The sequence below is a fragment of the Aeromicrobium duanguangcaii genome (assembly GCF_024508295.1).
Lineage (GTDB): Bacteria > Actinomycetota > Actinomycetes > Propionibacteriales > Nocardioidaceae > Aeromicrobium > Aeromicrobium duanguangcaii.
In genome coordinates, this window is sequence record NZ_CP101990.1 from 924,927 (window position 1) to 944,515 (window position 19,589).

A 19,589-nucleotide genomic window follows, 5' to 3' on the forward strand; every position below is an offset into this window, starting at 1 on the left:
GGCGCGGAGCACAGCGGAGCATGAGAATCCGTCGTGCCATGCCTGTGCTCACACCGATGGTGATGCCGTGGGTGCTGCGTTCGTGGACGCGGTGCGGCAACCCGGCTCGCAGTGGGCGCGCGCGAACCAGAACCAGCTGCTCTGGGTGCTCGTGATCGTCCTCGCGGGAATCGTCGGCGCGATCTTGTACTTCGTCATCGCGAGGCCGGCGCTCCGTCGAGTGGCTTCCCCCGGGGGACTCGCGGACCCGACCTCCGTCTGAGTCAGACCAGGACGAACCACAGGCACACGACCGCGGTGTCGTCCTCGACCGGCGTCCCCTCGGCGGTCCAGAAGGCGCGGTGGCCGTCGCGCCATTCCTCCAGGTCGGCGTCGCCCTCGCCCTCGGCCGCGGCGAACTCCCACGGGACGTCGATGAAGGGCACGATCTGCACGTCCGTGATCTCGACCGTCGAGATCTGATCGCCCAGGTCGTCCAGCAGGGCAAGCCGCTCTCCGACGTGCTCGAGCTCCTCGCCCTCGACCTCGTACTCCGAGAGCAGCCCGGCCGTGGCCTGCTTCCGGCCGCTCAGGACCAGCCCGTTCAGCCGCTCGCGCATCCGGCCGGGCGTTCCCAGCTCCAGTCCGCGCAGCGCTCCCACTCGTGGCCAGCTCATCGTCGTCTCCTGACTGCCGTCAACGCCCTGCCGACGCGCACTCGATGCAGGTGCGGGCCACGGGCCGGGCCTCGAGCCGCGCTGTCGCGATCGGTCGGCCGCAGCTCTCGCACACTCCGTACGATCCCTCATCGAGGCGCGATTGCGCGTCGTCGATCTCGTCGAGGTGCCGGCGGGTCTGCTGCAGGAGCGAGTCCACCTGGGACCGCTCGAAGGCCACGGTCGCCCCGTCGGGGTCGTGCTCGTCGTCGGCGTTGGAGTCCTGGGACGCCTCGACGACGGCGTCGAAGTCCCGGCTCAGGCTCGTCAGCTGCTGCACCGTCCGCAGCCGCTCGGCCTCCAGCCGCTCACGATCCTCGACCGTCATGGCGGACCTCCGTTCATCGACCGGCATCGTCTCCCCATGATCCCCGCCGCGCCAAGGCCAGGGGTTCCGCGACGGCCGACAGAAGACGACACTTCGGGGTATGGACACGTGTGAGCTCGATCCGGCCTGCCGGACCTTGATGGGGATCGTCGAGGACAGCGAGGACGGGCACCTCGACCGGCCCACGCCCTGCGAGGGCGTCTCCGTCGGGCAGCTGCTCCAGCACATCGTCGGGTTGACCCTCGCCTTCCGCGCCGCCGCCGACAAGGAGCTCGGGCCACTGACCGACACACCGCCCGACGCGGGCGGCTGGCCTGATCTCGAGCCGGGCTGGCGGGACGCGCTGCACGAGCAGGTGCCCCGGCTGGTGACGGCCTGGTGCGCGGACTCCGCCTGGGAGGGGATGACCCGGGCCGGGGGAGTGGACCTGCCCGGAGCGGTGGCGGGCTTGGTGGCCCTCGACGAGGTGGTGCTCCACGGTTGGGACCTCGCCCGCGCCATGGGCCGCGAGTACACGCTCGAGGACGCGACGGCCGCGGCCTGCCTGGAGTTCATCGAGACCTTCGACCCGGCCGGGACGCCGGGGCTCTTCGGACCGGCCGTGCCGGTGGCCGAGGACGCGCCCGTGCTCGACCGCCTCGTGGCCCGCGCCGGACGCGATCCGCGCTGGGCCCCGAGCTGACGACTCAGGAGCGCAGGATCTTCTCCATCGCCTTGCCCTTCGCCAGCTCGTCGACGAGCTTGTCGAGATAGCGGATCTTCTGCATCAGCGGATCCTCGACGTCCTCGACGCGGACATGGCACACGACACCGGTGATGAGCGAGGCGCTCGGGTTGAGATCAGCCTGCGCGAAGAAGTCCTCGAAGGTCGTGCCGGCGTCGAGATGGTGGTGCAACGCGGTCTCGTCGAAGCCGGTCAGCCACTCGACGATCTCGCCGACCTCGGCGCGGGTGCGCCCCTTGCGCTCGGCCTTGGCCACGTAGTGCGGGTACACGTCGGCGAAGCGGGTGGTGAAGATCCGGTGCATCCGGTGAGTCTAGGCGCGATCAGCGCTGCGTGGCAGCCTCGTTGTAGGCCGTGGCGAAGGCCCCGAGGTGCTCGAGGAAGCGCGAACGCTCGTCCTCCGGCACGGCCTGGAGACCCTGTTCCAACAGGGCCAGATGATCCTGCAGGTCCCGCACGAACTCGGCCAGGGCCTCGTCGGTGGCCAGGAACTGCCACGCCGTCTGGCCGGGCTCGCGGGACCGTCGCAGGCGACCGGCTTTGAGGGCGCTGTTGACCTGACGGTTCACGGTGGACTGCTCGAGGCCGAGCTCGTCCGCGATCTCGCGCAGCGTGCGGGGCTTGCCGTCGGAGAACATCCACAGCAACCGCTGATCGGCGTGGGTGAAGCGCAGGCTGTCGGCGGCTCGGCGGCCCCGCTCGATCCTCGCGATCGCCGCGAGGGCGCCCCAGGCCGGGTTGGCGCGGGCGGCCTGCGTGATGGACGTCATGCGTGCTCCGATGGGGCGGGGGCGTCGACATGTGTAGTGTACATATCCGCTTGATGTGTAGGTTACACATCGCTGTTCGGACAGGACTACCCCTCCATGCACTCTCCCTCCGTCGCCGACGCGCCCGTCGAGACCCGTTTCCCACCGATCGCGGTGATCCTCGTGCTCTGCTTCGGCAGCCTCGCCGGCGCGCTCATGCAGTCGCTCGTGATCCCGATCCAAAGTGAGCTGCCCCAGCTGCTGAACACGGCGCCGGGCAACGCGTCCTGGGCCGTGACCGCCACGCTGCTCGCCGCCGCCGTGACGATGCCGGTCACGGGCCGCCTCGCCGACCTGTACGGCAAGAAGAAGGTCATGGTGGCCTCGGCCGGCATCCTCGTCGTCGGCTCGATCATCGCCGCCATGTCGAGCTCGCTCGCGCCGTTCCTCGTCGGCCGCGCCCTGCAGGGCATGGCCATGGGCTACATCCCGGTCGCGATCAGCATGGTTCGCGAGATCGCCCCGGTCGAGAAGCGCGCCACGGCCGTGGCCGCCGTCAGTGCGACCCTCGGCGTGGGTGGCGCCCTCGGCCTGCCGCTGGCCGCGTGGATCGCGCAGGACTACTCCTGGCACGCGCTGTTCTGGTTCTCGTCCGTGCTCGCAGCGGTCATCCTCTTCGCCACGCTCATCGTCGTCCCGAACATCCATGACGAGCACCCCGGCAGGATCGACGTCGTCGGCGTCATCGGTCTGGCCGTCGGACTGGTGTCGGCGCTGATCGGCGTCAGCAAGGGCAGCGAGTGGGGCTGGAGCGACGGCCGCACGATCGGCGCGATCGTCCTCGGCGTCGTCGTGCTGCTGCTGTGGAGCTGGTTCGAGCTGCGCCACCACGACCCGCTGGTGGACCTGCGCACCAGCGCCCACCCGCCGGTGCTGTTCACCAACCTCGCCGCCGTCCTGATCGGGTTCGGCATGATGGCGCAGTCCATCGTGCTGCCGCAGCTGTTGCAGATGCCCGAGGAGACCGGTTTCGGCCTGGGCCAGACGATCCTGCAGGCGGGCCTGTGGATGGCCCCCGGCGGTCTGATGATGATGTTCTTCGCCCCGGTGTCGAGCCGGCTGATCACCTCGATCGGCGCCCGTCGCACGCTGTCGATCGGCGCGACGGTCCTGGCGGTCGGCTACCTCGTGACCTTGTTCCTGATGGACGCCCCGTGGCAGCTGATGCTCGGCTCGCTGGTCGCCTGCGCCGGTGTCGGCATCGGCTACGCCGCGATGCCCACGCTGATCCTGGACAACGTCCCGGAGTCGGAGTCCGGCTCGGGCGTCGGCCTCAACGCGCTCATGCGCTCGGTCGGCACCACCATCGCCGGCGCCGTCATGGCCGCCGTGCTGACCAGCAAGACGGTGGACTTCGCCGGGGTCGCGATCCCCGACAAGGGCGCCTTCCAGCTGTGCTTCATCATCGGCGCCGGCGCGGCCTTCGCAGGTGCGCTCGTGGCGCTGCTGGTGCCGCGTCAGGGCCGCAGCAGGGCCTGATCGCAGGTCGCATCGCCGGGCGGGGCGGGGTCAGTCATCGATGACGACCTCGCCCCGCTCCTTCATCGCGGCGAGGCTGTCGAGCATGTGCTGCAGGACCTCGGGCGGGTGCCCCTCCCAGTCCCGGACCTCCTCGACGACGCGGATCGGCTGCGTGCTGCGATAGGAGCGCGTCGGGTTGCCCGGGAACTTCTTGTCCGTCAGGTTCGGGTCGTCCTCGAACGCTCCGGTCGGCTCGACGCGGTAGATGTGGCCCCGCCCCTCGCCGACCGAGAGCTCGGCGCCCCACACCGCCGCGTCCAGTGTCGCTGCGAAGTAGATGTGCCCGGCGGTCCGGTTCTCGCCGAAGTTCGAGCGGCGACCCGGCTCGAGCAGATCGCCGGGGAAGAGCACGGCCTTCGTGCCGTGGAAGAACGGTCCGTCCTCGGGGCCCGGTCGAGTCATCGGAACAGGATGTCCCAGCCGGTGGGAGGCTGGCAATGGACGACCGCTGTCGGCCTGACTCAGGGGCCGGTCGCGCCCAGGGCTCGGTGCTCGGCCCAGGTCCGGTCGCGCAACTCGATCGCGTCGGTGCAGGCCTGCAGGAAGCGCTGCGTGGCGACGCCGGGCGTGGTGTCGCCCAGGTAGTACTCGAGCAGCTCGCGACGGGCGGCGGCCGTGGGGTCGGCGGTCAGGTGCTCGGCCACGACGGCGGCCACGTCGGCGCCCTCGTCCAGCAGTGGCAGCGTGTCCATCAGGCGCGACGGGGGCACCGGCACGCGAGGGCGGGTCACCAGCACCGGCTTGCCGCCGGGCAGCCAGTTCAGGGTCACCGCGGAGACGTCGGTGATCAGCAGATCGGCATCGGCGAACGACCGCTCCAGCGGCACGTCCGTGTCGACGCGGTCGGCCCGGGCGCGGACCGCCGCGTCGGCCTCGCCGTAGGCCGGGTCGATGACGCCGTTGAGCGGATGGGGGCGGTAGATCACGCGGTACGTGCCGGCCAGCGCGTCCATGATCGCGGCGCCGTGCGTCAACAGGGATCCGTACGAGACGGACGGCTGCGAGGCCTCCCAGGTCGGGGCGTAGAGCACGGTGCGGCGGTTCGGATCCGGCGCGGCGACCGGAGCGGGCGCGTCCAGCTGCGGCTGACCGATCAGCACCGAGCGGGCGGGAGCGTCGTAGAGCATGACGCCGGCGCGCGTCCGGTCGAGCGCGGCCTGACCGGCGAGGAAGCAGAAGTCGTAGGCCTTGACCTGGTTCGAGATCGACACGCCCTTGTCGCTGTCGCCGTGGCCCAGGTAGACGTGCATGAGCGAGGTGAACCTCAGGCACTCGAAGTTGATCGGGTCGTGGTTGACGTACAGCGCCAGCTTCACGTCGCTGAGGGCCAGGATCTCGTCGAGCTGGCCGTACCGGGCCAGCGTCACGCAGTCCAGGCCCGACTCGGCGCGGACGATCGCCGCCGTGCGCGAGTCCTTGAAGACCGCCACCACGCCGTGCGTCGCGTCGAGCGCCTGCAGGGCCGCGAACCACGGTCGCAGCTGGTAGAGCGCGTCGGCGCCGTTGGGGAAGTAGACCAGGACGGTCTGGTTGAAGGGGCGGCCGAGCCGGTCCTCGTCGGTGCGCTTGTCGGGCATGCCCACGGGCAGGAAGCGCGAGCGGCGGATCCGGCCGATCGCCCACTGGCGCAGGCGGGGGACCAGACCCACCCGCGAGTCAGCCACGGACGAGTCCCGGCCTCAGGACGTTGTCGACCATCGACAACGCCGACGCGATGGCCATGTGCATGTCGAGGTACTGGTAGGTGCCGAGCCGGCCACCGAAGTGCACGCCGCTCTCGCCGTCGACCAGGTCGCGGTAGGCCTTCAGCGCCGTGCGGTCGTCGGCGGTGTTGACCGGGTAGTACGGCTCGTCGTCGGTCCCGGCGCGCGCGAAGCGGCTGAACTCGCGCATGATCACCGTGGCATCCGACGGGTAGTCCCGCTCGGGGTGGAAGTGGCGGAACTCGTGGATCCGCGTGTAGGGGATCTCCTCGTCCGCGTAGTTCATCACCGGCGTGCCCTGGAAGTCGCCGATCGGCAGCACCTCGGACTCGAAGTCCAGCGTGCGCCAGCCCAGCGGGCCGTGGGCGTGGTCGAAGTAGCGGTCCACCGGGCCGGTGTAGACGATCGGCAGCTGCCCGACCGTCGCGGCCTTGTTGAGCGGCTGGCCCTCGTCGAAGAAGTCGGTGTCGAGGCTGACGGTGATGTTCGGGTGGTCGGCCATGCGCTCGAGCCACGCCGTGTAGCCGTCGGTGGGCAGGCCCTCGTACCGGTCGTTGAAGTAGCGGTTGTCGTACGTGTACCGGACCGGCAGCCGCGTGATGATGTCGGCCGAGAGCTCGGTCGGATCGGTCTGCCACTGCTTGGACGTGTATCCGCGGATGAACGCCTCGTAGAGGGGACGCCCGATCAGGCTGATCGCCTTCTCCTCGAGGTTCGCCGCGGCGGCCGCACCACCGGAGAACGCCGTGCCGGCCTGCTCGGTGACCCAGGCGCGGGCCTCGGCCGGCGACATCGCCGAGCGGGTGAACTGGTTGATCGTGCCGAGGTTGATCGGCAGCGGGAAGACCTCACCCCGGTAGGTCGAGTAGACGTGGTGGCGGTAGTCGGTGAAGGTCGTGAAGCGGTTGACGTAGTCCCACACCCGCTCGTTGGAGGTGTGGAACAGGTGAGCGCCGTAGCGGTGAACCTCGATGCCCGTCGTGGGCTCGGCCTCGCTGTAGGCGTTGCCGCCCACGTGCGGGCGGCGGTCGATGACGTGCACCTTCAGGCCGGGGTCGTTCGCCAGCTGCTCGGCCACGGTCAGGCCGAAGAAGCCCGACCCCACCACCAGGACGTCAGTCATCGGAGCCGCCCGTCAGCGCGGGCATGGGGCGCCACGTGCGGTCGGCCCAGATCTTGCGGCCGTCGCGCCAGCCGTTCACGAGGGACGTGAAGCCCTTGGCCGAGCGCTCGACCACGACGAGGCGGACGATCTCCTTGGCGAAGGTCAGGAACGTGCCGATCGCGAAGCCGACCCGGTTGAGCCGGCCGTGCTCCTCGAAGTAGCGGCCGACGTAGGCCCGGTTGCGCATCACGTGGTACTTCGCCAGCGGGCTGGAGTCGTTGAGGTGGCGGATGCCGAGGCTGACCTGCTTCTGCTCGCGCTTCTTCTGCAGGACGAACTCGTCGACGTAGACGACCTCGGTCTCGAGCGAGGCCAGCCAGGCGTAGATCGCGTCGTCCCAGGAGATGAAGAACCGCGGGTCGGGCAGGCCGATCCGGCGCACCACGTCGGCGTGCACGAGCATGCCCTCGAAGGTGCCGGAGTTGGTCAGCGCGTAGCCGTCGGTGTTGAAGGTCTTGATCGAGTAGGGGAGCGGGACGCCGAGGAACTGGTTGAACTTGGCCTGCCAGTAGAAGGGCGTGCCGTCGACGTCGTAGCGGCGGCCGTGGATGACCTTGAACCGCTCCATCCACGGGGCGAAGCGCTCGAGCGCGTCCGGGAGGATCTCGACGTCGTCGTCCATCAGCCAGACCCACTCGGCGCCCAGCTCGAGCGCCACCTTGGTGCCCTCGCTGAAGCCGCCGGCGCCGCCGGTGTTGGTCGCCATGCGGTGGTTGACCAGGACGCCGGGAGGGAACTTCGACTCCCAGGCGGACACGACCTGCTGCGTGTCGTCGGTGCTGGCGTTGTCGATGACGACGATGCGATCAGGCGCCGTCGTCATCGTCGAAGCGCTCTGCAACAGCTCGTCGAGCAGGGCAGATCGGTTGAACGTGACGATGGCGATCGCCAGGGGGCCGGTCGTCGAACTCACCACGACAGGCTATCTGCCGCGATGTCGGATGAGTGAATCCGGCTGTCGTATCGGCGTGCTGAACCGGGGATCAGCGGTACATCGCCCGCTCGGCCTCCGAGCGGGCCACGAACGCCGTGACCGCCTCGCGGAAGGCCTCGAGCGTGCGCTGCTCGGGCGGGCCGAGCAGGTAGCTCGCCAGCTTCGAGCGGTACTCGGCCAGCTGGTCGGGAGCGCGGCCGGTGACCACGTCGATGAGCTCGTCGACGCCGTGGGCCTCGCGGTCGAGGAGCGTCGCGGCGGCGCTGGACGGGAACTGCTCGCGGAACTGCTTGGTCGACATGCCCGTGTGGTTGAAGACCGCGTAGGGCTTCTCGCCCGCGAGCCAGTCCGAGAGGACGCTGGAGATGTCGCTGATCAGGGCGGTCGACTGGTTCATCCAGTCGGTCAGGGATCCGCGCGACACGACGCGGTGGTCGATGCCGGTGCTCAGCTTCGCCTCGTTGAGCCGGCGGACGATCGCCACGTGGGCCGTGCGGTACTTGGCGTCGCGCTGGCCCGTGAACGGGTGCGGCTTGTAGACGACGCGCACCGAGCCGTCGGCCAGCAGCGCGTCGATCAGCTGGACGCCGATCGCGCGCAGGGACGAGTACTCCTGCAGCTGGTTCACGCCCTCCCACGTCGGCGCGTAGAGCACCGTGGGGATCTCGGCGTCGCCGACGCGCGGCGTGGGGAGAATGGCGTGGACCTGGGGCCGGCCGACGAAGCGGAACTGGTCCTCGGGGATGTGCATGCCCGAGCGGCGGTACCGGTCGGCGCCGGCCTCACCCGCGACCCAGAGCTCGTCGTAGACGCGTGAGAACGGGTTGTTCGAGGCGCTCTTGTCGCTGTCGCCGTGTCCGATGAAGGCGCTCATCATGGTCGGCAGCCGCAGCAGGTGGATGTTGTTTCCGGTGTTGCTCGGGTACAGGGCGACCCGGGCTGACGAGAAGTCGAGCATGAGCAGCTCGCTCGGCGCCGGCAGCGACAGGGTCGGCAGCGACGAGGGCGCCATCTTCTCGAAGAGGGGGTGGTCGCGCAAGATGACGAAGACGCGCTGGTCGAGGCTCTCGAGCGCCTCGATCCAGGTGTTGATCTGGTAGGCCGCGGTGTCGGGACCGGAGAGATGGACGATCACCTCGGGCTGGTACTCGTCGATGAACTCCTGCACGGCCGACAGCTGCGGCGTGAAGCCCGTCGCGCGCTTGGCCGCGCGCATCTGCCAGCTGGTGCGGAACTCCGGAACGGTCCCGGCCATCAGGGCGCCGAACGCGACCGCGCCGACCAGCAGGACGTCGTACCAGGCGGCGCCGAAGACGGCCGGCATGACGGCGGCGAGCTCGACCGTGGCCACCAGCACGGGACGGCTCGTCGGCTCCTCGTCGATGCGCGTGGCGCCGGGGATGTGCCGGGTGCGCATGGGCTTCAGCGGGCCGATGCGGCGGTACTCGGCGTGCAGGGCGCGGGCGCACAGGCCGGTGACGATGACGAGCGCGACGGCCACGAACGAGTACAGGGCCGCCCGGTCGTCGAAGCGCGAGGACGCCGCGACGGCCACGAGGGCGCGCAGGGCGAATCGCAGCGGGGGACCGGCCGAGGCCTGGCGCAGCAGCATCGAGGTCGTCGGCGAGCGCCGCTCGAGCCACCACTCCGAGACGATCGAGACCAGCAGCGTGATGACGGCCGCGAGGTCCTGGTCGAGGACCACGAGCAGCAGCGCCAGGATGATCGTGCCGTTGACCAGCAGCAGGCCCGGAAGCTCCGAGCTCCGGCCCAGTCTGGCCACGAGCGCACGCAGGAAACTCGCCGGGGAAGCCATGGCGGCAATCTACCGGGTCGCCGAGGCGGGACCGGTGTACCGTCGGTTCGTGCCCTGGCGCCGCCGTTACCGCCTGCCGGCGTCGATCGCTCATCCCGTGCGGTTGCTGCCGCTGGCCTTCCTGACCCTCATCGTGGTCGGCACGTTGCTGCTCTTGATGCCGTTCGCACGCGCGGGCGAGCACGATCCCTCGTTCATGGACGCGCTCTTCACGTCCGCCTCAGCCGTCACGGTCACGGGCCTGGCCACGGTCGACACGGGCAGCTACTGGTCGCCGATCGGGCAGGCGATCATCGTCGTGCTGGTCGAGATCGGCGGTATCGGCATCATCGCGATGACGACCATCCTGGGCCTGTTCGTCGGCGGGCGGCTGGGGCTGCGCACGCGGCTGGCCGCGCAGACCGACATGCACGTCGTGAGCCTGGGCGACGTCGGCCCGCTGTTCCGCCGCGTGGCCGTCACGATGTTGCTGTTCCAGGGACTCACCGCCGTCGTGCTGACCCTGCGCTACTACCTGCACTACTTCGACTCGTTCGGCTACTCGCTGTGGCACGGCGTGTTCGACGCCGTCATGGCCTTCAACAACGCGGGCTTCTCGCTGCACGCCGACAGCCTCACCGGCTACGCCGGCGACTACGCCGTGATCCTGCCGATCTCGGTCGCGGTGTTCGCCGGCGGCGTGGGCTTCCCCGTCCTGGCCGAGCTCTACAAGGAGTGGCGCTCGCCCTCGACGTGGACGATCCACACTCGCCTGACCGTGTGGGGCTCGCTGTTCCTGCTGGTCGTCGCCTCGACGCTGTTCATCGCGGCCGAGTGGGACAACGCGGCGACGATCGGCACCCTGAGCCCGCTGGACAAGCTCATCACCGGCATCGAGGGCGGCATCATGCCCCGCTCCGGCGGCTTCAACAGCTTCGACTGGGGCAGCGTCGAGCCCGTCACGCTCAACACCGCGATCATCATGATGTTCATCGGCGGCGGCAGCGCCTCGACGGCCGGCGGCATCAAGGTGACGACGTTCCTGCTGCTGGGCTACGTGATCCTGGCCGAGGTCCGCGGCGAGGAGCAGGTGCGCATCGGCTCGCGTGCGATCAGCCCGCGCACCATCCGCACGGCACTGAGCATCGCCCTGATCGCCGTGGGCCTCGTGGCCGTGGGATCGATGCTGTTGATGATCTTCTCGGGCGTCTCGTTCGCCGAGGGACTGTTCGAGGCGACCTCGGCGTTCGGCACCGTGGGACTCTCGACCGGACTCACGCCGTTGCTCAACGTGCCGGGCCAGCTGACCTTGATCTTCTTGATGTTCATCGGCCGAGTGGGCACGATTACGGCAGCATCTGCCTTCGTGCTCCGCCGCCGCCAATCCAGGTATCACCTTCCCGAGGAGCAACCGATCATTGGCTAACAACGACCCCCTCAGCGCACCCGTCCTCGTCGTGGGACTGGGCCGGTTCGGTTCCGCCGTCGCGCGTTCGCTGGTCCGGCTGGGTCACGACGTGCTCGGCGTGGACGAGGACCCCAACCTGGTGCAGCGCTTCGCGAGCGAGTTCACCCACGTCGTTGCGGCCGACACCACCGACAGCGAGGCGCTCAAGCAGATCGGCGCCGATCAGTTCGACCGCGCCGTCGTGGGCATCGGCACCGACATCGAGGCCAGTGTCCTGACCGTGCTGAGCCTCGTCGAGCTCGGGGTCTCCGAGGTGTGGGCGAAGGCGATCAACACCAAGCACGCCCGCATCCTCGAGCGCGTCGGAGCCACGCACGTCGTGCGACCGGAGTCGGCCATGGGCGAGCGGGTGGCCCACATGGTCACCGGCGCCATGATCGACTACATCGAGTTCGACGACGGCTTCTCGATCGCACGCACCCGCGCGCCCAAGCTCGCCGCCGGGCGCACCCTGCTCGAGTCGCAGCTGCGCGCCCGCTTCGGCGTCACGGTGGTCGGGGTGAAGCGCCGCGGCGAGGACTTCACGTACGCCCGGCCCGAGACCTCGATCGAGACCTCGGACGAGCTGATCGTCTCCGGACCCACGAAGAAGGTCGAGAGCTTCTGCGCCCTGAGCTACACGTAGCGCGCGCGGGGCGGTGACGGCCTGCGGATAACCTTGACCGGTGAGCAACCAGGACCCCCAGGAGAGTGCGGCACCCGACGGTGCAGCGCACCGGTACACCAGTGACTTCGCCGGCCGGATCGAGACGGCGTGGCAGGACCGCTGGGAGACCGAGGGCACCTTCGAGGCGCCCAACCCGGTCGGCGATCTCGCGCTGCCCGACTCCGCTCACAACGCGCACGGGCCCAAGTTCTTCGTGATGGACATGTTCCCGTACCCGTCGGGCGCGGGCCTGCACGTCGGCCACCCGCTGGGCTACATCGCCACCGACGTCATCGGGCGCTTCCGCCGGATGAAGGGCGACAACGTCCTGCACGCGCTGGGCTACGACGCCTTCGGCCTGCCCGCCGAGATCTACGCCGTCCAGACCGGCCGCCACCCGCGCGAGACGACGCTGGAGAACATCGCCAACATGCGCCGGCAGCTGCGCCGGCTGGGCCTGGCGCACGACAACCGCCGCTCGTTCGCCACGATCGAGCCGGAGTTCGTCCGGTGGACGCAGTGGATCTTCCTGCAGATCTTCAACTCCTGGTACGACGCCGAGCAGCGCCGCGCCCGGCCCATCGCCGAGCTGATCGAGGAGTTGGGCACCGACGACCCCGCGGTCATCGACCAGTACCGGCTGGCCTACATCGACGAGTCGCCGGTCAACTGGTGCCCGGGCCTGGGCACGGTGCTCGCGAACGAGGAGGTCACGGCCGACGGACGCAGTGAGCGGGGCAACTTCCCGGTCTTCAAGCGCAACCTGCGCCAGTGGAAGATGCGGATCACGGCGTATGCCGACCGGCTGATCGACGACCTCGAGCGCGTCGACTGGCCCGAGCCGGTCAAGCTCATGCAGCGCAACTGGATCGGCCGCTCGCACGGCGCGAAGGTGCGCTTCGAGTCCGCCGCCGGTCCGATCGAGGTCTTCACGACCCGTCCCGACACGCTGTTCGGCGCCACCTACATGGTGCTGGCGCCCGAGCACCCGATGGTCGACCAGCTGGCCGCCGAGACCTGGCCCGAGGCCGTCGACGAGCGCTGGACCGGCGGAGCCGACGACCCGATCACGGCGATCGAGCAGTACCGCCGCACGGCCGCCGCGAAGTCCGACGTCGAGCGCCAGGAGAACAAGGAGAAGACCGGTGTCTTCATCGGCTCCTTCGCCACGAACCCGGTCAACGGCGAGGCCGTGCCGGTGTTCATCGCCGACTACGTCCTGATGGGCTACGGCACGGGCGCGATCATGGCCGTCCCCGGCCACGACGAGCGCGACTTCGAGTTCGCCACCGAGCTGAGCCTGCGCATCACCCCCGTGGTCCAGTCGCCTGAGGACGCGGTGCTGCCGTGGACCGGCGACGGCGTCGCGATCAACTCCGACAACCACGACATCTTCGGTGACGAGGGCGTCAGCCTGGACGGCATGGCCGTCGACGAGGCGAAGCGCGCGATCATCGCGTGGCTGGAGGAGCGCGGGGTCGGCGAGGGCACCACCACCTACCGGCTGCGCGACTGGCTGTTCAGCCGCCAGCGCTACTGGGGCGAGCCCTTCCCGATCGTCTACGACGAGGACGGCCGCGCCATCGCGCTGCCCGAGTCGATGCTGCCGGTCGACCTGCCCGAGGTGCCGGACTACTCGCCCAAGACGTTCGAGCCCGACGATGTCACGAGCATGCCCGAGCCCCCGCTGGCGCGGGTGCCCGAGTGGGTCGAGGTCGAGCTCGACCTGGGTGACGGCCCGAAGCGCTACCGGCGCGAGACCAACACGATGCCCAACTGGGCCGGCTCCAGCTGGTACGAGCTGCGCTACACCGATCCGACCAACTCCGACGTCCTGGCCGACCCGAGGAACGAGAGCTACTGGCTCGGCCCGAAGGCGCCCGGCGAGGCCGGCGGCGTCGACTTGTACGTCGGCGGTGTCGAGCACGCGGTGCTGCACCTGCTGTACGCGCGCTTCTGGCACAAGGTGCTGTTCGATCTCGGCCACGTCAGCGGCGAGGAGCCCTTCCAGCGACTGGTGAACCAGGGCTACATCCAGGCCTACGCGTACACCGACGAGCGTGGCGTCTACGTGCCCGCCGAGCAGGTCGAGGAGCGCGACGGCGAGTTCTTCTTCGAGGGCAAGCCCGTCAACCGCGAGTACGGGAAGATGGGCAAGAGCCTCAAGAACTCCGTCACGCCCGACGAGATGTACGAGGCGTACGGCGCCGACACCCTGCGCGTCTACGAGATGTCGATGGGTCCGCTGGAGCAATCGCGCCCCTGGGAGACCCGGGCCGTCGTCGGCTCGCAGCGCTTCCTGCAGCGGGTCTGGCGCCTGATCGTCGACGAGGAGACCGGTGAGGTCGTCGTCGACGACAGCGAGCCCGACACCGCCACGCTGCGTGCCCTGCACCAGACGATCGCCGGCGTCACCGAGGACATGGCCGAGCTGCGGTTCAACACCGCGATCGCCAAGCTGATCGAGCTGACGAACCACCTGACGAAGGAGTCCGTGCGCTCGCGCACGGTGATCGAGTCGCTCGTGCTCATGCTGGCGCCGTTCGCCCCGCACGTGGCTGAGGAGGCGTGGTCGCGACTGGGCCACGACCAGACGCTGACGTACGAGTCCTGGCCCGCCGCCGACGAGCAGTACCTCGTCGAGGACCTGGTCACGTGCGTCGTGCAGATCCAGGGCAAGGTCCGCGGCAAGCTGGAGGTCCCCGCCGACATCAGCGACGAGGAGCTCACCGCCCTGGCGCTGGCCGAGCCGAACGTCGTCCGCACGATCGACGGCCGCGAGATCCGCAAGGTGATCGTGCGCGCGCCGAAGCTCGTCAGCGTCGTCGTCTGATCGCTCGGACGCGGCTCCGTCGCGCGCCTCACGAGACCCGCCACCCAGTAGGGTTTCGGCCATGACCGTGGCCGTGGTGACCGACTCGACCGCGTCGCTCGACCCCGACGACGCCGCCCGCGAGGGCATCAGCGTCGTCCCGACGACCGTCATCATCGGCGCCCGGGTGTACACCGAGGGCGTCGACGTGACCTCGCAGATGATCGCGGACGCACTGGCGCAGAACGTGCCGGTCAGCACGTCGCGCCCGTCGCCCGAGACGTTCCAGGCGGTGTACCGCGCGCTGGCCTCCACCGGGGTCGACGCGATCGTCTCGGTCCACATCAGCTCCAAGGTCTCCGGCACCGTCGACGCGGCGAGGCTGGCGGCCGACCGGGTCGACATCCCGGTCCACGTCGTCGACACGCTGCAGGTCGGCCTCGCCACCGGGTTCGCCGCCGGCGAGGCCGCCCGCGCGAGCGCCGCCGGGGCCACGGCCGAGGAGGTGGCCGCGGCCGCGCTGGAGTCGGCGCGGACCTCCCGCGTGCTGCTCTACGTCGACACCCTCGAGTACCTGCGCCGCGGTGGCCGGATCGGGAGGGCCGCGGCCCTCATCGGCTCGGCGCTGGCGGTCAAGCCGATCCTCACGATCGAGGACGGGGTCGTCACGCCGCTGGAGAAGGTGCGCACCTCGTCGAAGGCGCTCGCGCGGCTCGTCGCCCTGGGGGTCGAGACCGCCCGCTCCCATCCGGACGGCTACGACATCGGCATCCTGCACCTGGCCAGTGAGCCGGTGGCCGTCTCCGTCGCGGAGTCGCTGGCGCAGGAGCTCGACCGTCCCGCGATCGCGATCGACGAGGTCGGTGCCGACATCGGCGCCCACGTCGGTCCGGGGATGATCGCGGTCACCGTCAGCGCCCGCTGACGGTCCACATCCCGCGTCCGAGGCGCAGGCTGTCCACAGCCGAGCCGCGGGCGGTTCCGTCGGGGACGCGGTCTTCCTAGGGTCGCGGCATGGTCCCCGTCCCGCCCGAGACCCGCGCCCAGGTCGCCCGGCAGCGGCTCGCCGAGCTCGCAGCGACGTTCGACGCCTCCCTGCCCGAAGAACCGGACGAGCCGGGGGCAGGGCGGCGCCGCAAGCCCGAGCCCGTCCGTCGCCGCCTGCGTCCGGTGCACGTGCGCTTCGCGGGCGTCACCGCCGGGCTCGCGGCCGTCCTCATCGTGTGGTGGCTGCTGGCCGGTCGTCCGCAGGAGGTGGCGGTGCCGCCCGCGTCGACCGTCGACGTCGCGGGCGCCGCGGCGTCGGCGACCGTCTCGGACGAACTGGTCGTCGACGTGGCGGGCAAGGTCCGTCGGCCCGGCATCGTCACGCTGCCGCCCGGCTCGCGGGTGCACGAGGCGATCGCGGCGGCCGGGGGGTTGCGGGGCCGCGTGGACACCACCGCCCTCAACCTGGCGCGGGTCCTCAACGACGGCGAGCAGGTCGTGGTCGGAGCGGCGCCGGCTCCGGCCGCAGGCGCGCCGGGAACTGGCTCGGGATCCTCGCCCGCGCCCGGTGGCCCGGCGGGGCAGGTCAATCTCAACACCGCCGATCTGGTGGCCCTCGACACCCTGCCCGGAGTGGGGCCGGTGACGGCGGAGGCCATCGTCGCGTGGCGCGACGAGAACGGCCCCTTCCGCTCGGTCGATGACCTGCTGGACGTCAAGGGGATCGGCGAGGCCACGCTGGCCGAGTTGCGTGACCGCGTCACGGTCTGACCTGCGGGTCGTCCCGGCCGCGGTCGCGGTGTGGGCGTTCGCCGCGGCCCTGTCCCACGTCCGTCCCGGGTGGGCGTTCGGCGTGGTGGTCGCCGCCGCACTGGTCGGGGCTGTGGGCTGGCGACGGCCCGCCGTGGCGTTCCCCGCCGTGTGTCTCGCACTGGTGGCGGCGTGCTGCGGCTGGCGCGCGACGGCGGTCGAGGCCTCTCCCGTCGCGCAGCTGGCCGAGCGCAGCACGATCGTCCGCGCCGAGGTCGTCGTGCGCGAGGACGGTCGGGCCTACGACGGTCGCGCGGGTCCGGGCGTCGTCGTGCCCCTGACCGTGCGGGTCGTCGAGTCGGGGGAGCGGACGTGGCGGGTCCGGGTGCGGGTGACGGCCTTCGCCGACGGCTCGGCCGATGCCTTCGTCACGGGCACGCGACTGGCCGTCCGGGCCGACCTGGAGCCGGCGGACGGAACGGACGAGGCTGCCGTCCTGCGCCTCCTGGACTGGCGCGTCCTGGGGAACGGACCGTGGTGGTGGCGCTGGTCCGAGGTGGTTCGTGAGGGCATCCGCGGCGGGGTCGACCACCGCGACGACCAGCCCGCCGCGCTCGTGCCCGCGCTGGTGGCCGGGGACGACGCGCGCCTCTCGGAGCAGACCCGGCAGGAGTTCACCCGGACCGGGCTGACCCACCTGCTGGCGGTGTCGGGCGCCAATCTGACCATCGTGCTGGGCGTCGTGCTCCTGGGCCTGCGCTCGGCCGGCGCCTCACGCCGGATGCTGCTGCTGGCTGGGGCGCTCACGGTCGTGGCGTTCGTCCTCGTGGCGCGTCCCGAGCCGAGCGTGCAGCGTGCCGCGGTGATGGGCTCGGTGGCGTTGGCGGGCCTGCTGGTCGGCCGGACCGGCGCGGGCCTGCGGGCCCTGGCCTGGGCGGTGATCGTCCTGCTCGTGCTGGACCCGTGGCTGGCGACTCGTCCCGGGTTCGTCCTGTCGGTCTGCGCGACGGCGGGGATCATCGTCCTGGCCGCCCCGTTGGCCCGCCGACTGGCCTGGCTGCCCGAGCCCGTCGCGCAGGCCGTCGCCGTGCCGATCGCGGCGCACCTGGCCTGCCTGCCCGTCGTGGCCTCTCTCAGTGGCGAGGTGTCGCTGGTGGCGGTGTTCGCGAACGTGGCCGCGGCACCGGTCGTGGCCCCGGCGACCGTCGCCGGGCTGGCCGCCGGTCTGGTGGACCTCGTCGTCCCCGTCGTCGCCGTGGTGCCCGGAACCGTCGCCTGGGCGTCGGCGTGGGTCATCGTGGAGGTCGCCCGGATCGGGGCCGCCGCTCCCGGCGCCGCGATCGCGTGGCCGTGGCCGCCGTGGACGCTCGTGCCGGTCGCCCTCCTGGTCGGAACCGGGCTGTGGCGGCTGGCGCGACGGCCCGCCCTCGCTGTCGGAGTGACCCTCGGTCTGCTGGTCGCCGTGCTGCGCCCGCCCACGCCGGGGTGGCCGCCGGAGGAGGTCGTGGTCGTCGCGTGCGACGTGGGTCAGGGCGACGGCTTCGTCGTGCCCACGGCGCCGGGTGAGGCGATCGTGATCGACGTCGGTGAGGAGCCGGCCCCGATCGACCGGTGCCTGACCGAGTTGGGCATCGACCGGATCGCCCTGTTGCTGTTCACCCACGGCGACGCGGACCACGTCGACGGCTGGCGCGGCGCCGTGCGGGGCCGCCGGGTGGACGTGCTGGCCGACGGGCCCTCGGGCGGGCCCGACGTGCCGGCCGGCCGTCGCGTGCGGCTGGTGTCGGGGGACCGGGTCACCGTCGGCGCGGTCGGGCTCGAGGTGCTCTGGCCGCGCAGCGAAGTCGACCGGGTGCCGGCCGCGGCCCGCAACGACGCCAGCGTCGTCGTCCGGGCCACGGTGCGGGGACACCGCGTGCTGTTCACGGCAGACCTGGGGGAGGAGGCCCAGCGCGGACTCGCCCGGCTGCACCCCGACCTGTCGGCCGATGTCCTCAAGGTGGCCCACCACGGCAGCGCCGACCACTGGCCCGGGCTGGTCGAGCGGGTCGGGCCGTCCGTCGCCCTGATCGGCGTGGGAGCCGACAACCCGCACGGCCACCCGGCCCCGCCGGCGCTGTCGACCCTCTCGGACGCGGGTGTCGCCGTCTGGCGGACGGACCGATCGGGCACCGTCGCGGTGGTCGAACGCGACGGGGCCCTCGCCGTGTCGGTGCGGTGACCTATTCTCGGGACGTGGCGAATCCGTTCGGCAAGGTCTGGCTGATCACCGGCAACTCCGAGTTCCTGTCCGACCGGGCCCGGCGCCAGGCCGTCGACCAGATCAAGGCCGCGGCGCCCGAGGCCGAGGTCGCCCAGGCCACGGCGTCGTCCCTCGCGCCGGGCGAGTTCACCGCCCTCACCAGCGCCTCGCTGTTCAGCACGGCCGCGGCCGTGGTGCTCACCGACCTGCAGGACCTCGGCGAACAGGTGGCCTCCGAGCTGCTGCAGTACGCGGCCGCCCCGTCCGACGACGCGGCCGTCGTCCTGATCCACGGCGGCGGGGCCAAGGGCAAGGGCGTGCTCGACAAGCTGCGCAAGCTGCCGTCCGTCACCGAGGTCTCGCAGCAGGCGCCGAAGTACGAGCGCGATCTCGTTGCGTGGGTCCGCCAGGAGTCCCGGACGCTCGGCCGGTCCATCGACGAGGAGGGCGCCGCCGTGCTCGTCTCGGCGGTGGGCTCGGACCTGCGGTCGCTGGCCGCCGCGGTCGACCAGCTCGTCACGACGCTGGCCGAGGGCGAGAGCCTCGACGCCACGGTCGTCCGGCGCTACTTCGGCGGCCGCGCCGAGGTCCGCGGGTACGAGATCGCCGACGCCGCCCTCGACGGCCGTCTCGACCTGGCTCTCGAGCGGGCTCGGTGGGCCGAGGCGGCCCGCGTGGCCCCGCTGCTGATCACCGCCGCGCTCGCGTCGGGCCTCCGACAGCTGGCGCGCGTCGTCACGGCCCCTCCGGGCCTGCGCGACGCCGACCTCGCGCGCGAGATCGGCGCGCCGCCGTTCAAGATCCGGGCCCTGCGCCAGAGTGCGCGCGGCTGGAACGAGACGTCCCTGCGTCACGCGTTGGACGCGGTCGCCAAGGCCGACCTGCGGGTCAAGGGCGGCTCGGCCGAGCCGGCTCACGCCGTCGAGCAGATGATCATCGACGTCGCGGTGGCCCGCTCGCGCAGCTGAGCGTCCTGCGTCAGGGCACGCGAAAAGGCCCCGCGCCCATCG

19 protein-coding genes are annotated in these 19,589 nt (G+C 71.1%); 10 read left to right on the forward strand and 9 right to left on the reverse strand.

The genetic code is table 11. From position 1 onward, the window contains the following. Positions 1 to 67 precede the first annotated feature (67 nt). Positions 68 to 262, forward strand: coding sequence for a PLDc N-terminal domain-containing protein (locus NP095_RS04765; protein WP_232417126.1), 195 nt, complete (start codon positions 68 to 70; stop codon positions 260 to 262). 1 nt (position 263) lies between these two features. On the opposite strand, the gene NP095_RS04770 is transcribed toward NP095_RS04765, so the two are convergent. Next, positions 264 to 656, reverse strand: coding sequence for an ASCH domain-containing protein (locus tag NP095_RS04770; protein ID WP_232417125.1), 393 nt, complete (start codon positions 654 to 656; stop codon positions 264 to 266). 19 nt (positions 657 to 675) lie between these two features. Then, entirely contained in the window at positions 676 to 1,023 is a 348-nt protein-coding gene (locus NP095_RS04775; protein ID WP_232417124.1) for a TraR/DksA family transcriptional regulator, read from the reverse strand. Positions 1,024 to 1,123: 100 nt separating this feature from the next. Between NP095_RS04775 and NP095_RS04780 the strand changes: the two genes are divergently transcribed. Then, positions 1,124 to 1,705, forward strand: coding sequence for a TIGR03086 family metal-binding protein (locus NP095_RS04780; protein ID WP_232417123.1), 582 nt, complete (start codon positions 1,124 to 1,126; stop codon positions 1,703 to 1,705). A 4-nt stretch (positions 1,706 to 1,709) separates the two neighbouring features. On the opposite strand, the gene NP095_RS04785 is transcribed toward NP095_RS04780, so the two are convergent. After that, positions 1,710 to 2,051: a DUF2200 domain-containing protein gene (locus NP095_RS04785; RefSeq protein ID WP_232417122.1), complete on the reverse strand. Its 342-nt coding sequence runs from the start codon at positions 2,049 to 2,051 to the stop codon at positions 1,710 to 1,712. A gap of 19 nt (positions 2,052 to 2,070) precedes the next feature. Next, positions 2,071 to 2,517, reverse strand: a complete 447-nt coding sequence (locus tag NP095_RS04790; protein ID WP_232417121.1) for a MarR family winged helix-turn-helix transcriptional regulator — start codon at positions 2,515 to 2,517, stop codon at positions 2,071 to 2,073. Between the two features lie 96 nt (positions 2,518 to 2,613). On the opposite strand from NP095_RS04790, the gene NP095_RS04795 reads away from it, so the two are divergent. After that, entirely contained in the window at positions 2,614 to 4,035 is a 1,422-nt protein-coding gene (locus NP095_RS04795; protein WP_232417120.1) for an MFS transporter, read from the forward strand. 30 nt (positions 4,036 to 4,065) lie between these two features. On the opposite strand, the gene arr is transcribed toward NP095_RS04795, so the two are convergent. The 5 genes from arr to NP095_RS04820 form a co-directional block, all read right to left on the reverse strand. After that, on the reverse strand, positions 4,066 to 4,479 hold the full coding sequence (gene arr, locus NP095_RS04800; RefSeq protein WP_232417119.1) for an NAD(+)--rifampin ADP-ribosyltransferase: 414 nt from the start codon (positions 4,477 to 4,479) through the stop codon (positions 4,066 to 4,068). 59 nt (positions 4,480 to 4,538) lie between these two features. Beyond that, positions 4,539 to 5,741 carry a CDP-glycerol glycerophosphotransferase family protein gene (locus tag NP095_RS04805; protein ID WP_232417118.1) on the reverse strand — a complete coding sequence of 401 codons (1,203 nt, stop codon included), beginning with the start codon at positions 5,739 to 5,741 and terminating at the stop codon, positions 4,539 to 4,541. Further along, positions 5,734 to 6,903, reverse strand: coding sequence for a UDP-galactopyranose mutase (gene glf / locus NP095_RS04810; RefSeq protein WP_232417117.1), 1,170 nt, complete (start codon positions 6,901 to 6,903; stop codon positions 5,734 to 5,736). The genes NP095_RS04805 and glf overlap by 8 nt, the downstream gene beginning before the upstream one ends. After that, a complete protein-coding gene (locus NP095_RS04815) occupies positions 6,896 to 7,858 on the reverse strand; it encodes a glycosyltransferase (protein ID WP_232417116.1) in 963 nt (320 codons plus the stop codon). Before NP095_RS04815 ends, glf begins: the two co-directional genes overlap by 8 nt. A 70-nt stretch (positions 7,859 to 7,928) precedes the next feature. Continuing rightward, positions 7,929 to 9,695 (reverse strand): CDP-glycerol glycerophosphotransferase family protein, encoded by a 1,767-nt coding sequence (locus tag NP095_RS04820; RefSeq protein ID WP_232417115.1) that lies wholly within the window; start codon positions 9,693 to 9,695, stop codon positions 7,929 to 7,931. 49 nt (positions 9,696 to 9,744) lie between these two features. Here NP095_RS04820 and NP095_RS04825 point away from each other — a divergent pair, with 49 nt between their 5' ends. From NP095_RS04825 to holA, 7 genes are all read left to right on the forward strand, one after another. Beyond that, a complete protein-coding gene (locus tag NP095_RS04825) occupies positions 9,745 to 11,100 on the forward strand; it encodes a TrkH family potassium uptake protein (RefSeq protein WP_232417114.1) in 1,356 nt (451 codons plus the stop codon). After that, positions 11,093 to 11,767, forward strand: a complete 675-nt coding sequence (locus NP095_RS04830; RefSeq protein WP_232417113.1) for a potassium channel family protein — start codon at positions 11,093 to 11,095, stop codon at positions 11,765 to 11,767. The genes NP095_RS04825 and NP095_RS04830 overlap by 8 nt, the downstream gene beginning before the upstream one ends. A 40-nt stretch (positions 11,768 to 11,807) precedes the next feature. Beyond that, positions 11,808 to 14,621, forward strand: coding sequence for a leucine--tRNA ligase (gene leuS / locus NP095_RS04835; protein ID WP_232417112.1), 2,814 nt, complete (start codon positions 11,808 to 11,810; stop codon positions 14,619 to 14,621). Positions 14,622 to 14,682: 61 nt separating this feature from the next. Further along, positions 14,683 to 15,525, forward strand: coding sequence for a DegV family protein (locus NP095_RS04840; protein ID WP_232417111.1), 843 nt, complete (start codon positions 14,683 to 14,685; stop codon positions 15,523 to 15,525). Positions 15,526 to 15,614: 89 nt separating this feature from the next. Then, entirely contained in the window at positions 15,615 to 16,358 is a 744-nt protein-coding gene (locus NP095_RS04845; protein ID WP_232417110.1) for a helix-hairpin-helix domain-containing protein, read from the forward strand. After that, on the forward strand, positions 16,339 to 18,558 hold the full coding sequence (locus NP095_RS04850) for a ComEC/Rec2 family competence protein (protein WP_232417109.1): 2,220 nt from the start codon (positions 16,339 to 16,341) through the stop codon (positions 18,556 to 18,558). Before NP095_RS04845 ends, NP095_RS04850 begins: the two co-directional genes overlap by 20 nt. Positions 18,559 to 18,572: 14 nt before the next feature. Next, positions 18,573 to 19,547: a DNA polymerase III subunit delta gene (gene holA / locus NP095_RS04855; RefSeq protein WP_232417108.1), complete on the forward strand. Its 975-nt coding sequence runs from the start codon at positions 18,573 to 18,575 to the stop codon at positions 19,545 to 19,547. Positions 19,548 to 19,589 lie beyond the last annotated feature (42 nt).